Origin of the sequence: Arthrobacter sp. efr-133-TYG-120, from assembly GCF_030209785.1 — a bacterium.
In the GTDB taxonomy this organism is placed as follows: Bacteria; Actinomycetota; Actinomycetes; order Actinomycetales; family Micrococcaceae; genus Arthrobacter.
Window position 1 is genome coordinate 22,818 of the sequence record NZ_JARVRI010000038.1, and the last position, 14,528, is coordinate 37,345.

Annotated in this window: 16 protein-coding genes and 1 pseudogene; 6 read left to right on the top strand and 11 right to left on the bottom strand. The window is 60.3% G+C overall.

What is annotated here, in order from left to right:
- Positions 1-27: 27 nt before the first annotated feature.
- Positions 28-822 carry an SDR family NAD(P)-dependent oxidoreductase gene (locus QRN51_RS20360; protein WP_284991650.1) on the top strand — a complete coding sequence of 265 codons (795 nt, stop codon included), beginning with the start codon at positions 28-30 and terminating at the stop codon, positions 820-822.
- Between the two features lie 490 nt (positions 823-1,312).
- Here QRN51_RS20360 and QRN51_RS20365 read toward each other — a convergent pair whose 3' ends face one another.
- Together QRN51_RS20365 and QRN51_RS20370 are read right to left on the bottom strand one after the other, a co-directional pair.
- The gene (locus QRN51_RS20365; RefSeq protein WP_284991651.1) at positions 1,313-1,744 is read right to left on the bottom strand and encodes a hypothetical protein; all 432 of its coding nucleotides are present in this window, start codon (positions 1,742-1,744) and stop codon (positions 1,313-1,315) included.
- Between the two features lie 198 nt (positions 1,745-1,942).
- Positions 1,943-2,794, bottom strand: coding sequence for a hypothetical protein (locus QRN51_RS20370; RefSeq protein ID WP_284991652.1), 852 nt, complete (start codon positions 2,792-2,794; stop codon positions 1,943-1,945).
- Positions 2,795-3,264: 470 nt separating this feature from the next.
- Here QRN51_RS20370 and QRN51_RS20375 point away from each other — a divergent pair, with 470 nt between their 5' ends.
- The 3 genes from QRN51_RS20375 to QRN51_RS20385 all read left to right on the top strand — a co-directional run bounded on the left by QRN51_RS20375 (position 3,265) and on the right by QRN51_RS20385 (position 7,196).
- Positions 3,265-3,975, top strand: a complete 711-nt coding sequence (locus tag QRN51_RS20375) for an FRG domain-containing protein (protein ID WP_350225006.1) — start codon at positions 3,265-3,267, stop codon at positions 3,973-3,975.
- Positions 3,976-4,788: 813 nt separating this feature from the next.
- Entirely contained in the window at positions 4,789-5,811 is a 1,023-nt protein-coding gene (locus QRN51_RS20380) for a hypothetical protein (protein WP_284991654.1), read from the top strand.
- 167 nt (positions 5,812-5,978) lie between these two features.
- Positions 5,979-7,196 (top strand): SNIPE associated domain-containing protein, encoded by a 1,218-nt coding sequence (locus QRN51_RS20385; protein ID WP_284991655.1) that lies wholly within the window; start codon positions 5,979-5,981, stop codon positions 7,194-7,196.
- Between the two features lie 142 nt (positions 7,197-7,338).
- Here the strand turns inward: QRN51_RS20385 and QRN51_RS20390 are convergent, their stop codons facing one another.
- The gene (locus QRN51_RS20390) at positions 7,339-8,157 is read right to left on the bottom strand and encodes a phospholipase D-like domain-containing protein (RefSeq protein ID WP_284991656.1); all 819 of its coding nucleotides are present in this window, start codon (positions 8,155-8,157) and stop codon (positions 7,339-7,341) included.
- 64 nt (positions 8,158-8,221) lie between these two features.
- Entirely contained in the window at positions 8,222-8,572 is a 351-nt protein-coding gene (locus QRN51_RS20395) for a hypothetical protein (RefSeq protein WP_284991657.1), read from the bottom strand.
- A 115-nt stretch (positions 8,573-8,687) separates the two neighbouring features.
- Here QRN51_RS20395 and QRN51_RS20400 point away from each other — a divergent pair, with 115 nt between their 5' ends.
- Entirely contained in the window at positions 8,688-9,050 is a 363-nt protein-coding gene (locus tag QRN51_RS20400; protein ID WP_284991658.1) for a DUF4259 domain-containing protein, read from the top strand.
- Positions 9,051-9,148: 98 nt separating this feature from the next.
- Here QRN51_RS20400 and QRN51_RS20405 read toward each other — a convergent pair whose 3' ends face one another.
- The 6 genes from QRN51_RS20405 to QRN51_RS20425 form a co-directional block, all read right to left on the bottom strand.
- On the bottom strand, positions 9,149-9,649 hold the full coding sequence (locus QRN51_RS20405; protein WP_284991659.1) for a hypothetical protein: 501 nt from the start codon (positions 9,647-9,649) through the stop codon (positions 9,149-9,151).
- Positions 9,650-10,069: 420 nt separating this feature from the next.
- Positions 10,070-10,417, bottom strand: coding sequence for an SHOCT domain-containing protein (locus tag QRN51_RS20410; RefSeq protein ID WP_284991660.1), 348 nt, complete (start codon positions 10,415-10,417; stop codon positions 10,070-10,072).
- 312 nt (positions 10,418-10,729) lie between these two features.
- Positions 10,730-11,179 carry a hypothetical protein gene (locus tag QRN51_RS20415; protein ID WP_284991661.1) on the bottom strand — a complete coding sequence of 150 codons (450 nt, stop codon included), beginning with the start codon at positions 11,177-11,179 and terminating at the stop codon, positions 10,730-10,732.
- 140 nt (positions 11,180-11,319) lie between these two features.
- A complete protein-coding gene (locus QRN51_RS20420) occupies positions 11,320-11,634 on the bottom strand; it encodes a hypothetical protein (RefSeq protein ID WP_284991662.1) in 315 nt (104 codons plus the stop codon).
- A gap of 17 nt (positions 11,635-11,651) precedes the next feature.
- The gene (locus QRN51_RS23430; protein WP_350225007.1) at positions 11,652-11,774 is read right to left on the bottom strand and encodes a DUF6308 family protein; all 123 of its coding nucleotides are present in this window, start codon (positions 11,772-11,774) and stop codon (positions 11,652-11,654) included.
- 262 nt (positions 11,775-12,036) lie between these two features.
- Positions 12,037-12,855, bottom strand: a complete 819-nt coding sequence (locus tag QRN51_RS20425) for a DUF6994 family protein (RefSeq protein ID WP_284991663.1) — start codon at positions 12,853-12,855, stop codon at positions 12,037-12,039.
- 354 nt (positions 12,856-13,209) lie between these two features.
- On the opposite strand from QRN51_RS20425, the gene QRN51_RS20430 reads away from it, so the two are divergent.
- Entirely contained in the window at positions 13,210-14,235 is a 1,026-nt protein-coding gene (locus QRN51_RS20430) for a hypothetical protein (RefSeq protein WP_284991664.1), read from the top strand.
- A gap of 73 nt (positions 14,236-14,308) precedes the next feature.
- On the opposite strand, the pseudogene QRN51_RS20435 reads toward QRN51_RS20430, so the two are convergent.
- Positions 14,309-14,528 (bottom strand): annotated as a pseudogene (locus QRN51_RS20435) (hypothetical protein); the annotation flags it as partial.

Below are 14,528 nucleotides of genomic sequence, written 5' to 3' on the forward strand. Positions count from 1 at the left end.
TCACATCAACAAGAAGGCGAAAAACACGTGAACATCAACCTTGAGGGCAAAAAGGCCCTCGTTACAGGTTCCAGCCAGGGAATCGGCCTCGCTATCGCAAAGGGCCTCGCCGAAGCGGGGGCCACCGTAACGATCACCGGTCGTAACCAGGAACGGGTGGAGAAAGCCGCCCAGACCGTGAACAACCTCAACCTGCAAGGACGACTGATACCGCTGGCAGTAGACCTCAGTACCGAACAGGGAACGGCCACACTCTCCAACGCGCTTCCCGCCGTGGACATCCTGATCAACAACCTTGGCATCTTCGAACCCAAGTCGTTCTTCGATATCGATGACGACGAATGGATCCGGTACTTCGAGGTCAACGTCCTGACCGGAATAAGGACTGCCCGCCACTACCTCCCTGGAATGATGAAAAACGGCTGGGGCCGAGTCGTATTCATCTCAAGCGAATCAGCTCTGCAGATTCCACCGGAAATGATGCACTACGGCGCTACGAAAACCATGCAGTTGGGTATCTCCCGCGGACTGGCAGAACTGACCGCCGGAACCGGAGTCACCGTCAACTCCGTCCTTCCCGGGCCGACTTTCTCAGAAGGCGTTTCCGAATTCGTCGTGAAGATGGGCGGAGATTCCCAACTCTCAGCCCAGGAACAAACAGACGATTTCGTCAGAGAACACCGACCCACATCACTGCTGCGACGAGCTGCCACAACAGACGAAGTCGCCAACCTAGTCGTCTACCTCAGTTCACCCCAGGCCTCGGCGACCGTGGGTGCCGCCGTATCCGTTGATGGCGGCACCCGGCGCGCGATCTTCTAAGCCACAGTGACGGCCCGACTCAGTCGTTGAGGGGCGACAAGCGCAGACACGCGGTGAGGGAACCCAACGCAAAGCGCTGGACCTCTTCACGTGCACCGCTGACTTTGCCTTCGGGGAATGATTTCCCGGCGTGCAGTCTGTGGCGGGACTTTTAAGGCCAATAAAGAGGGTGTGCACAATGTGCACACCCTGGCCGTCGGACTGGCCCGTATCGGGGCCGGAAAATACTGACGCCAGTGGCACCTACGTTAGCTGCAGGATAGTGGCGAACGGCGTCCAGATTGCGCAGAACTCGCAATATACAGTCGCAGCATGCGGGAGGTTCTAGCTCATCCAAAGCCCGCTCCAATGTCAGGCGGTATTCCTCGGCCTCAGGGTCTTCGATGCACTCCGCGACGCTCACATCAGCCTAAGACCCTTAGTCAACGAAAGCCGCGGGCAGTCCCTCCCGCATCCGAAGGGGCCTGAGAGCTGGGAAACACTTGAGAGATCAGTTCCCAGATACAACATTCCACCAAGCAAAACGGAGCGCAGATCCATATTCACGGGAAAGAGACCTAACGATCGGAATATCGGCGAACTCCCTATATCCGGCCTTATCGTCAACAGCAAGCAGGAGCGCATTGTCGACGTCATCGAAACTAATTTCAATAACTGTTCTATCACCTCTCAACTCTCCGTTAGAAATATGAACCAGCAGGTCGTTCAACTGCTTGAAGGAACGTTCAACGGTTACAAACTCATAGTGTGATGAACTTGGATCCCACTCCGATAGTAGATGCGTCAAGCTTTTTGTTTCAGGAAGCTCTCTATTGACCGTTGGGATTTCAAGTATGGTGTTATCTGGTGAGTAGTAGAGATTCGCAAACGAATTGGGGTACTTTCCAGTGTAGGTTCCTACCTCGGACTGGAGGAGTGTCAATGATCGGTTCGGAGGGGGCTTTAGTGGCCGCGCTGTAAATCGATAAATGCCGTCACTTGGGCCTTTAGGGGCAGAGCATCCAACACAAAGCACGATAATTGTCATCACAAGTGCGCACGAAACCCGCGCAACAACACGGCTTGGGCTTTTTTTGCTACGACTATTTGCCATGGGATTATCCAAATAACTCGGGCGGTATTAGCTGCACGGGAGCGTGTCGGAAGATAAGTTTGTGCTGTTCCAATCACTTTGTGTGATGCCTCTGGAAGGATCGTCAACAAAGAGAGGGGAGTCGAGGTTTGATGCGTAGAGCTGAAAAGGTCCTATTGTCTTTTCACTAATTTGTGACTGGCCTGCGGTTTGATAATCAACGGTGATGGAGAAGGCGCTGTTCTGCCTGCACGCTCTAGCATAAAGTTTAAAGGAAGCTGTCGAATCCGCAGTTACAGAAATCGGATCAAAAAGACTATTCTTGTCAATTCCTGCAGATATATCGACTCGACCGTTGGGGGAGAGCCGGTGCAATATCCCGGTGTCGCCATCTAGTTGTAAGTGAACTGATTTATCTCCTCCCCCGCCGCATCCGCCGAACCCTCTTTGGTAATACCAGGCGGGTGTATCACTCAGTGCTTTATAATCAGTAACTTTCATTCCAGTGACGGTGTAGGAAGCGGTCCCTCCAGTTGTGACAATCAAATCGAGTTCGCCGCGGTGCCACATTTGGGCTTCTGCTGGCAGGTCGGAGAAGCCGCCATTAGGGCTGCGCTCCGGAGTTACTTTCTGAACCGGGGCAAAAAATGCCAGTTGTTCCAGTCCGCAGCCTTGATTTGATTGTCCCCAGTTTTGACTTACCCCAATGGCCGTTGCTTGGGCAGCTTGTGAGTTTTTTGCATCTGTTGCTGATGCATCCTCGCTGTGCCAGTTGATTGCAAGTAGGAGAGTGGCGACAGCAACAACGACGCCCGCTATGGTCCAAAACAGTCCGCTGTGGAGGGTACGTTTTGCGGTTTTTAAGAGCTTCTCGATAGTTTGATGCGTCTGGTTGTTCACATGCCTCGGCATATTCGGCTCCGGTCCAAACTCGCGCGTCTCTTCGGGTTCACGTAGATCTGCTACCTGGCCCCGCGTGCAGGAAGCATATTACCTGCCCGGAAATTGTTCAATAGTTAGAATGCATGAAGTGATCCAGAACAAGCTGAGTCCCGTCAACTAAATGGACGCTATTTAAGGCCTGATCAGCAAAGCTGAGAGCAACCGGTAAGTCTGATGTGAGTGAGCCCCTTCCATAGGTGAACTCACCGCTGAAAGCTTGGGCGGGCCGCATCCGGTCTTATTGACTCCTTGACCGACGGAGGCAGGGCATCGCATCCGTTGCGTTGGATGCGCTCCCGGCCGGCCGAGCACGGCAGTCGTCGAGCTTCTACAAGGCTCACCGGAGATGGGCAGAAAGTCGGTACCATTGTGACTTCGACTGGGTAAGGTTTACGGTCGCACGTTCCCACCGCGTACACGTGGAGTGGATGCCGTGGCGCTACACGGACCCCGGCTACTGCGCCGCTTTGCTGGCCGACAAGCCTTTGCCCCTAGGACACTCGCAGTATGGTTACGTTTCTGACCTGCACATGTTGGCCCTTATGCAGCACCACGGAATCCCGACTCGACTTGTCGATGTCACCCATAACCCGCTGACAGCGTTATGGGTCGCCTGTTCAGATGAGAGCCTGATTGATGAACCAGCCGTCCTTATCGGCATGGCGGTCAGTGATGTCCCGGTCATTGAAACAGTGCCCTTTCTGCCCAAGCGGACATGGGGAGCGATGGAGGATCCCATTGGATTTGACTACTCCAATGCGCTCGAAAACTCAGCAGCGAACGAAATGCCGTTCTTGGTTCAGCCTGTCGTTCGTGACGCGCGAATGACGGCCCAAGAGGGGCTATTTATCACTGCATCCGTGCCAGAGCAGTCGGCAGCAACACCCATGTGGGGCTTTCCCTACAAAGGAAACTGGCTTCCGCTAAGTGTGGTGAGGGCTATGAAAGAAATGGATATCGATATTCAGGGAAGCCGTTGGCCTTCCTTCGGGATGCTGGGACTCATCATCCCACCTGAGGTTAAGAAAATGATTCTCCCCATCTTGGAAAATAGTTTCAATCGTTCCCACAGAACTGTGTACCCCGACCTTTCCGGCTTCGCTGGGCAGAACTTTAGCCACGAAAGGGCAGCTAACTGAGCTTTGTCCTCGCCGGGAAGCACGAGCCTAGGAGTCAACGAAGTTTCTGCAGAAGGGCATGAGCCGCTAGGACTAGAACGGCCGGCACCACCGAACTGGTCCCCTTTTGTGCGGTCGCTATCCCGTCTGGTCCGGTCTGCCCGTGGCGCTATCAATCCAGGAGTTCTTGGTACTTCTGAACGTGGCAGCCATGGCCCGCGTCCCGTCCGGGACCCAGGACACGGGCTGGGCTGCTGTTTCCGTAACCTGATTCTTCGCCGGGCCGGAGCACGGTTGCAGACCAGTCGTGCCCCGGCCGGGGTCTGAGACAAATTGATGCCACGGATTGCGAACAGGAGGGCAGGGCAACCGGGAATTTGTCCTCAGGAGTAGCGGACAATCACTAATCACAAGTCGTCACAAATCCCGGAGTTCAGCGGGAAGCCGGCTGTCTATGCATGTAGGGTGGGCAATGTGCCCGAGAGGGCGCGACCTGACGATCACCCTTGGCAGGAAACGCCGAGGGAGGAAGCGATCACCTTTCATCAGTTCCGCAATTTGACGTTCTAAAGTGGTCTTTGGTCCGTAATTTGTATGAGGGTGGTTGGAATGGCGCGGAGTCGCGGGTTTCTTGCAGAAATTCAACGTCAACAGCGGTTGGCTCAGCAGCGGGAGAATGCTGCTCAACGGGCTTCTGCCGCTGCCCAGGCAAGGGCGGAGAGAGCGCGGGCTGCCGCGGTTCGGGCTGCGGCGGCAGCGGAACGGGCGTCTGAGGCCGAGCGCAAGCGGCTCGAGAAGGAGGCCAATGCCGCGCACGTCGAGGCGCAGCAGGCCGTGGCCGAAAAGCTGAACGCGGACCTAGCCAACGAGTATTCGCAAATCGACGGACTCCTTGCTGCCACCCTGGAGTCGGACGACTGGGTTGACCTGCAGTCGCTGAAGCGGACAGTGCAGCACCCGCCATTCCCCCATCCCGAACTGGAAAGTCCGAATCCAGTTCCTAGACCCATTGAGGTACCCCCAGGTCCGGTTCGGCGCGAACCGGAGCCTCCAACGGGACTCTTCGGCCGGAAGAAGAAGCTCGAGGCGGCTCGCCAGGAGGCCGAGGCCGAGCATGAGCAGGCCATGCGGGAGTGGACGGCGTACCGGGACTCGATCCCGGCAAAGGAGGCTGCGCTCAAAGCGACACATGCTGCCTTCGAAAAGAAGAGGCTCGAGCAGCTCAAGGCTGAAACTTCCCGTTATGAGGGGGACTGCAAGGAGCGCGAGAAGGAGGTGGCCGAGCACAACGCTGCCATCGACGACCTTGAGGCCGCCCTCGGCTACGGGGTAGCCGACGCGGTCGAGGAGTACGTCGGGATCGTCCTAGCTAACTCCCTCTATCCCGAGCACTTCCCCGTCCAGCACGAGGCCAAGTTCGACCCGGATACGGCTGAGTTGAAGCTCACTGTCGCTGTGCCAGCACCGGACCAGGTCCGCACCGTGAAGGCCTATAGGTACGTCAAGGCCAGCGACGAGATCACCGAGACCCAGCTGTCGAAGACGGAAACGAACAATCGCTACGCCTCCGCACTGCACCAAGTCGCGATTAGATCACTACACGAGATCTTCGAGTCCGACCGCCAGGGCCTCATCCGTGCGGTCTCCCTGCAGGTCGGCCCCCAGACGAAGGACCCCGCGACGGGGCGAAGCACGTTCATTCCGCTCGTCGCGGTGACCTCACCCCGGGAGACGTTCCTAGAGTTCGACCTCTCTGGTGTGGTCCCTGCTGCCACGCTCCAGCACCTCGGCGCTGCCGTGTCGAAAAACCCCTCGGCGCTGTCAGCGGTGGATCCCGCCGGCGTACGCCGTTCATGAGCCCGGAGCGCCTACGGTTCAACCCGGCCCCCGGGTGGCCGCCTGCACGGCCGGGGTGGACGCCCCCTGCGGGTTGGAGGCCGCCGAGTTCCTGGCCTGCGCCGCCGGCGGGCTGGCAGCTCTGGATCCCCGACGGCGAGGATGAAGCGGCCGACGAGCCCACCGGTATGCGGGATCCAGACTGTGCCGAGCTCGCGCAAGAGACAACGCAGGCAGGCGCCCTCGGTTCCGGGGGTGAGACATCCACGGGGAGGGTCGAAGCACTCGAGGCAGAGAACGCAAGACTCCGCCGACTCCTCGAGGACGCGTCCGCGGCGTCTGAAGCCGATGTTCAGCTCGATGACCAGAAGGTGCTGCAGGAAGTCGGCGTCTACCGGTACCACCACCCTCTTGAGAACGCCGCGGCATACCTGCCACGCCTCCAAGACGTCGAGTCCCGCGCGGCGGCCCTGATCCGCGACGGCCACGCGATCGAGACGTCGAACATGTTCACTTTCGACAACTCGCTGGCCAAGGGTCGGAAGATGTCCGCCGACCTGGCCAAGCTAATGCTCCGCGCCTACAACGCCGAAGCCGACAACAGCATCCGCACGCTGAAGGCCGGAAACGTTCAGACGGCCAAGCGGCGGCTGGAAGCCTCCCGCGTCGCGATCGCCCGATTGGGAGCGATAATGCAGATGCGCATCAGCGATGCGTACCATCGTCTCCGCGTTGAGGAGATCGAGCTGACGGCTGACTGGCTCATGATGAAGCAGGAGGAGAAAGAGCGGGAGCGCGAAGAGCGGGCCCGGCTCCGCGAGGAACGGCGCGTGGAGAAAGAGCTCGCGGAGGAACGTGCCCGGCTCGACAAGGAACGCGCGCTGCTCACGCAGACGCTCGAGACCCTGTCCGCTGCCGGGACCACGAACGACGACCTCGTCCGGCGGCTCGCCGAAATCGACCAGGCGATCGCGGAGAACGACTACCGTGCAGCCAACATCCGCGCAGGCTACGTCTACGTCATCTCCAACCGAGGAGCGTTCGGCAAGGGAGTCGTCAAGATCGGCCTGACCCGTCGGCTCGACCCCACCGACCGTGTCAGCGAGCTCAGCGGAGCCTCTGTCCCCTTCCGCTTCGACATCCACACCATCTACTTCTCCGAAGACGCCGTCACACTCGAAGCCGATCTACACCGTCACTTCGCAGACCGCGCCGTGAATCAGGCGAACGCCCGGAAGGAGTTCTTCTTCGCCACACCGGCCGAGGTACGGGACGTCCTAGCAGGCAAAGTCGGCAATCTCCTCGAGTTCACCGAAGAGGCTGAGGCGACCGAATACTTCCAGTCTTTGAGCGCGTGGCCTCCCGAGCGAAGGGCATCAGACGGCGGATTAGAAACTTCGAGCTGACGAGGTAAGAGACGGAACCTTGCAGGCTGCCGTCGCACCTTGACGGATGGCATGCGACGCTCAATGCGAATATCCCTAACCCTGAAACGCGAAGGGTGCCCATGCCATACCGATGGGCAGATCGGCCTCATGGCGAGTTGGCTCAGTCCGTCGGCATTTGAGCGAGTAGTCGGACACCTGCGACGAACTCCTCAGGGCTCAGCCCGAAACGGCTTCCACGAGGTAGCTTCTTTCCTCCACGGAGGTCTTCGTACTTGAAATCGATGAGACTCGAAGGAACGAGGCGTGGCCTAGTGCGGTTGACCCAGGGCCATCGCTCCGAATCCTCGCCCTCCCGGTACGCAGCCCATTCGACGCAGTCCTCCGGCAGAAGCTCCGGGTCCGTTGTCACTTCGACTACGACATAGCCGTCCTTGGTCTTTGTCGCGAAGATGAAGACGAGATCGCCGGTCTTGATAGCGGGTTCTCCGATCCATCTGTCGCCCCGTTTTGAACCGGGGTTCGCAAATCTCCACTCTTGCCGCCACTGGTCCAAGACCGGGGCACCGTCCTCAACCTTCACCCAGAGAGATCGCTCCGGATCCCGAGCACCGGCAAGGAGCCGTTCGACGTCAAGAAGCTCTGAGTCTCCGTCTTGCTTCCTCACCCTCGGGGCGGGCTTCGGTAGCTTCTTGGCTTGTTCGGCCAAGTCGTCGAGATCGCTCTTCGATACTGATCGGGAAGGCCAAGCGCTGACCATCGTCCGGGCCTTCTCAAGCTGATCCCGATCCAGCTCGACACCAAGCTCACGGTTCGCATTCACCGAGCTCCCCAGCCCAGCCGCGGTGAGGTTGGCGGAACCGAGCATCCCTCGGCTGCACACGATGAAGCATTTGGCGTGAAGCTGGTCAACGTGGCGAAACTCGACTCTCGCGTCGAGCATGAGCACCATTCCCTGGACGGAGAGGAATCCGCTCGCCACGGCGAGTGGATCCAGCATTGTGTGGGAGTTTACGGAGAACCGGGCGTGAGCTGATCCGGGCTGGTTAGAGCAGTTCGGGGCCGGGTTCCGCGGTTTCCGGCCCGGTGGGGTTGGCTGTGTCTGTGTTGGCTGTGCCGGCGTTGTGGCTGCTCTTGTGGATTGTCTTCGCAAAGTCCAGGAGGGTGGTGCTGAGTGTGGGGAGTTCGCTGGCTTGAAGGCCGTATTTGGTGAATTCGGTGGTGGGGAGTGCCCGGTGCCTGGCGATGGCGGCGGCGAACGTTGGCAGGTCCAAGGTCGGGTCCCGGCGCTGGCAGAGGGTAATCAGTTGTTGGTGGGTGAAGCGGCGGCTGGTGATGATGGAGTAGGCATCGAGGTAGTCGCGGGCGTATCCGCGCGAGGAGACGGCGAGCAGCATGGATGCGACGGAGTCTTTCAGGCAGAGGATCGGTCTGATGTCGATGATGGCGGGTGAGTTCTCCCACCAGTCCAGTCCGAGGTCGATGACGACGGCCTGTTCGTCGTGTCCTACGGTGACGCTTGACGAAGCGATGGATTGGCTGGACGAGCTCGAAGCCGGGGGGTCGGAGGTGGTCCGTTCGGCCCTGACGAATGCCGACGGAGACTATGTGGAGGCGCCGGAGGCGAGTGTCGCCATTGCCGCGGCCGAGGTCACATCAACGTCCCAGGGTGGTCTGCCGGTGACCGTGTCGTCATGGGTGGCCGCCCATGACGCGGAGCTTGGCCCCGAGGACGTCGAACTCGCGCTGCAGGCCGTTGTGCGGGTGGCAGGGGAAGACTCCGAGCTCGCCGAGCTGTGGGACGACGCCGATGAACCGGAATGGCGCGAATCCCTTGAAGACCTCACAGAAAGACTGCGCTCCGCCCTCCGCTAGGGGTGATTGCGGAGGCGGATGACTGTGGTCAGCCGGCGGCTGTTGAAGATCGAGGTCCTGGCACGGTAGGTCAGGTTCTTGCCACCCCGTGTGATGGCCTATTTGAGCCCTGAATGCCAGTCGACGGCTCCTGTCACGCCCTCCGCCAGACGCCGGAGGGTCCCGGCAAGGCTGACATCGTTGCAGGGGTAGGTGGCTGTGGCGTCGGCCACGACGGTGCGGATCTCCTGCCACGTGATCCAGCAGACCGTCTCGGGAATGGCCTCGATGAGATGCTCGACTTCGGGCGCCGAGAGAGCTGCCGCGGCGCACAATTCCTCCAGGCCGGTGGCGACGCCCTCGAGGAGGCCGACGCGTCCGGCAGACTGAATACGGACCGGGGGAGGGGAGTCCATGATGACCAGCAGCAGCTTGTGCTCGCGTGGACCGGTCATCAATGCAAGGTACTCGCGTGCCAGTTGTGTCTTCTGGAACTGGGCTGCCGTCCGTGTGCCTTTGGCTTCGATGGGCACCGCGGCGTCGTCCATCCAGATCGTCGCATCAGGCTGCACCCGGACACTGGTGCCGGGGATGGTGATCTCATCCGGGAACATCTGCACCGTCGCTGCTCCAAGCCCGGTACCAGCAGGGCCCGGGTCTTCCCGGCTCCATGGGCAGCCGCGAGGACGCCGCCGAGGAAAGCCGTCCGGGGAAGCAGCGACAAAAGCAGCATCACCTCGGCGGTAAGGACGTTCTCGTCACCGCGGCCACCGTTCCTAAGGCGGCTGATGCTTGAGCCTGCCCACGACAGTTCGTCGACTAAACGGCCGATCACTGAGGCCGGCGATGCGGATTCCATGGATTGACCCTACATGCGCCACGTTGGGTTAGGCGGGCCGCGTGCAGGTGCGCACGTCAAGTCTCTTGAGACAGTTTCATTGTTGTTTTTCGGTTACGCGGCCAAGGGTTGCTGGCCGCAGGCTGCTGGATACCAGATCACATCTCGCACCCTGCAATCAAATGGGCAACCGGCAGATCTTCTACTCGAACCAAGCCCGCCACCCGCCGAGCAGCTTCGCCTTCTGCTGCTCGAACTCGTCCTGAGTCACGACTCCCTGATCGCGAAGCTGGGCGAGGTGCGCGAGTTCGGCTGCAACCCCCTGCGCCTGGGCCGCCGGGGCCTGAGGGGCGGCCGTGCGCACGGCCGCCGCGCGCATGGCGGCGATCCGGCGGTCGCGGTTCACCAGGACGACGAACCCGAGGCAGAACACCACGACGCCGAGGGCGATCACTGCCCACCAGAGCGCCGACCAGTGTGCCGCGGATGCCTTGCACGCCGACTCGTAATCCGTCTCTCGGAGGTTAAATACCTGGCGATAGTCCTCCATCTGCGCCGATGCTGATCTGGGGAGAACGCGGCGTCGCAGTACGTGCCGGCTGGTACGTTGAAGCCGCAGACGATGCCCGCGATGAAGATACCGGTGCCAAGGAGGAACGGCAATAACGGTCCCCAGGGCTGCTGCGGTGTTTCCATGGTGTCCCCCATATGGTTGCCGGTCGGATCATCCTAAGCCCGAGCACGGCTGTTCTCGAAGGGATATCCGAACGGAGTTGGACGCGGCCACCCAGCCCCGGCACTGGGCTTAAAGCGGTGCGCCCCGACGAGCGGATGCTCGCCGGGGCGTTCTCTCGTGCCGGTGTCAGTTCTTCTTGAGGTTTACCGTTGTTGTGGTTCCAAGCGCGCTGACCTTGTAGCTGATGGTGCCACCTTCGTACTTGAACTCTTTGGTGGCATCACCGGATGCCAGGAGGGCGGATTTGGTTGCGTCAACATCCTTCTTCGAGGTCCACGTGTACGGTTCGCTGGCCGTGGTCGGGCCGGTAAACGTTCCAACCCAATAGATCGAGGTCGTGTTACCACCATCGGTAACCCACTCGATTGTCATTTTGTCGGCGGTGATAGTGGCTTGCTGGTACGACTTCTCACTGTTGGGGTTGCTTTGCTTCCATCCGCCGGTGAGGTCAGGAATCTTGGGCGCCTCCTGGGCGGCTTTGGAATCGGCGGCACCTGTAGTCGTCGTGCCTGCTCCGCCACACCCCGTCAAAACAAGGACGGCAGCGAGAGCAATGGATGCGATGGATTTTTTCATGAATAGTTCCCCCATAGGAAAAAGTGAATGATGCATCGAGAATCATATGCTGGTGCAGCCGCCCTGCCCGCCTCGATCGCCGGATCCGCGCTTAATGGAAGACGGCAGCTGACCATATAGTCATCTGCACTGACACTTCTTTAGGTCGTCGGAACCCTGCGCTTCGATGCTGCATACTCGACTATGCCGGCTCCGACCAGGCACACTATCGGAAGGGTCCGGGAGGGTTCAGGGGCTGGTCGCACGAGCGTTGGCATAAGTTCGACCAGGCTTGTCGTGGCGTCGCTGACCGGCTTCAGATGGCGATTCCGGGTGTGCTCGATCGCCCGCTCGTAATGCCCCTCGCCGTAGCGCCACAGGATGGAGTCCATGATGCGCAGTTCGGAAATGGGTGTCTGGACCGCGGAGGGCTGGTGAATGCTCGCCAACCGGCCAGCAAGGACTGGGTCTTCCATATAGAAGTTGTGCCAGTTCAGCCATTGGTCCTTCGCGGTGCGATTGCCACGACTGTCCCGATTACTTTGTCCCAGAGTGGGATGAGATGCGGTGGCTTCCTTGCAAGGATCTTGCTGGCGATGGTGAGCCCAACTCCCAGCGTGTCTTGGGAGTGCGCCGCAACTCATTCCAGAGCGGCCACGCCGAGTTGCCTCCCCAAGTGTGGCATCTGCTTCCGCGACCGTGAGGTCGCTCATCTTCAAATCAGTGGGGATCTTCGCCAGGAGGTCCCGTATTTTCGCAGTCAACGGCTTTTCCTGCAGCCCGATGATGGCCTGGGCCGGCACTTTGACGCTGAGCACGGACACCGCCACAGCGTCGCGGACTATGACCCTGGCTGACCCTGCGACGCCGCTGGGTAGTCAGTCTGTATGGCGAACCTCAATCTCGCGGTGGTTTTCCTTGACCCACTTGGCCATCCGCTCGCTCCGTTTTTCGATGAACGCCAGTACGTTGTCCCGGTATTCCACGTACTCGTCCTTTGTAGCCGGTGTTCCGGAACGCGTGAAGCCATTCGGCTCCAGGAAGTAGTCGATTTCCTGGTAGTCGGAGCCGGGCGCTATGAGGTCTTGAAAGTGGAAGAACTCCACGAAGCCCTTGAAGGTGCCGAAGAGTTCGAAGAAGTCTTTGTAGTCCTTGATGACTTCGGCGAGGGGGCTCCATTGTTCACCCGCGTAGTGGAGCCATATGCATTTGAGGGTGAGATCCATGCGGTCTGCGATGAGTAGGTTCGCCCCTCGTGCCTTGTTGATGGTGTTAGGGTGCATCTTCCTGACCGGCCAAATCATCGCGCTGCCGATCGTGTACCGAGGACTCAGGTAGCGGAGCTTCTGCTCGTCGCTCAGCTCGTTGATGGAGTCGACCAGGGCCCTCGACCTCGGGTTCTTCTCCTTTACCCACGTGGTGTAGGAGCTGGTGATGGCATCGCTGCCGTAGCAATGCCTATCCGTATTGGCATCCGTGAAGATGAGGTACTCGCTCCTGCGCGTTGTCACCTTCGGGGCGAAAATCTTTTCGGACAAAGGCAGCTTCTTGCTCCACAGCAGTTGGTGGTCCCATCGGAGCAACTGGCTGTCGCTGTCAGCGTCGGGTTTGGTCCTTGAAGGTGTGTCCGTTTTGTAATCGAACGAAGTGTCGAAGACGCGTGGCAGATGCTCCTGCGGGTATTCCGGATCCCTCAAATTTCCCCCATAAACCAGAGTGACGAGACGCGTTCATCGTACGGGAGACGGGACCTTACTGCACTGGTTTGCAAGGCTTTTGGATTTGGTTGACAGGGCCGGAGCGCAGCCGCACCGCCCGCGCCCGATGAGCGGTCTCGGCCCGTCGCGTAGCATTGCTGCCAGTTGACCAGCAAGGGGGAGGAAGCAGCGTCATGCAAGGTCACGCCGCCGCCACAGGTCATCTGCGTGATGGCTCGAAGCCTCTTCAGAAATGGGCATAAGCAATCGCCGGCACCATTGAACTCTGCCCCCTCGCCCGCGGCTACCACAACCGAGACAACTACCGCCAAAGAGTGCGTCCGCTCGGCATGTGTGCCCAGGTCGTTGGCCCGCTCAGCGGGGCCGCTCCCGGAGAATGGAGCTATGGAACGCCTGATCGACTTCTCCTGCGAGCGCCATATGCTGTGTGGCGGCTGCGGCCATCGCTTCGTCGTCGACCTGGAGTGGGTCGACCGCTGGGAGCAGGGCCGAGAGGAGTGCCCCGGTTGCGGCCTGACGTGCGAGCACGAGGACGCGCCCCTGGTAACGGTCGATCCCGACGACCCTGCGCTCGACGACACCTTGGTCGCGCAGTTCGCCTGGTACCACACAAGTACGCAGCCGGACTGGCCGACGACGGAGTCCAACCCGGCGGCAGGCCTCACCCCGGTGACTCGTAGGATGATGGGCGGCGACGAGCGGGTCGCTGCGTGGGCCGCCCGGCAGCGGGCGAAGGCGCTCCACGTCGGCACGTACGAGGCCGCGGTCCACAACATGCTGCGGCGGATATGCGACCAGGCGGACCACTGCAGCCAGTTCTATATGTATCGCGTCCATCTAAAGCCGTTCGTCGGCGTGCGGGACGGCTGGCTCATCGACCCCAGCAACTTCGTGGGCGATGTGGACCATGAAGAGGTGTGCCCTCCAGGAGTGGACGTCGCCCGTTACCTGAATTACCACGAGGACCCCGGCGGGCTCTCCCTGGCACTTGGACGGGAAGCGATCGCAAGCGTCCAGCGGGTCGCCATTCCAATCCCGGATGCCTGGGACGATGACTGGGTGCGAGAGGTGGGCGCTGCTCTCGAGAGTGCTTCTGACGTTCTCGGCCCGGCGACCGGCAGGCTTACTAGATTCAGACCGCCCTCCTCGCAGCGAACGGCTCTTGGTCGAGACCTTGGCCGGGCACTGGCTGGCAAATTGCCGATCAACCTAAAGGACGGGTTCGTCTCGGCAGCGAGGTTTGACGAGGGCAGCGATCCAGAGCAGTGGGCTCGCCGGGCGAGCGGAATGCTCGGGCTCATCGAGAATCCGGGCACCGTTCTGGCGGCACTCGATGAAGCTGGGCACCGTGAGGTCTGAAGTTGTCTATCCACGGTCCGGTGGGGCGTCATGCAAGAGCTGTCTGAGGAGTTAATGGCCTGCGGTCCGCCGATCACAAGATGGGAGCATCCTCCGCCGTTTTCGGCGCTGAAGCTGAGTTCCTGACGACCTGCCGCGCGGCGTGAACGAGTCCGAGATGGATGAGGGTGAAGATCGCGCAGGCGAGGATGATGGCGTGCTGGCCGAGGAGAGGGAGCGAGCCGAGGACGATGATGGGGGGACTGCCCCCGGTTTTGTTGACTCCTTGACCTAGCGAGCTGGTGCTCGTGGAA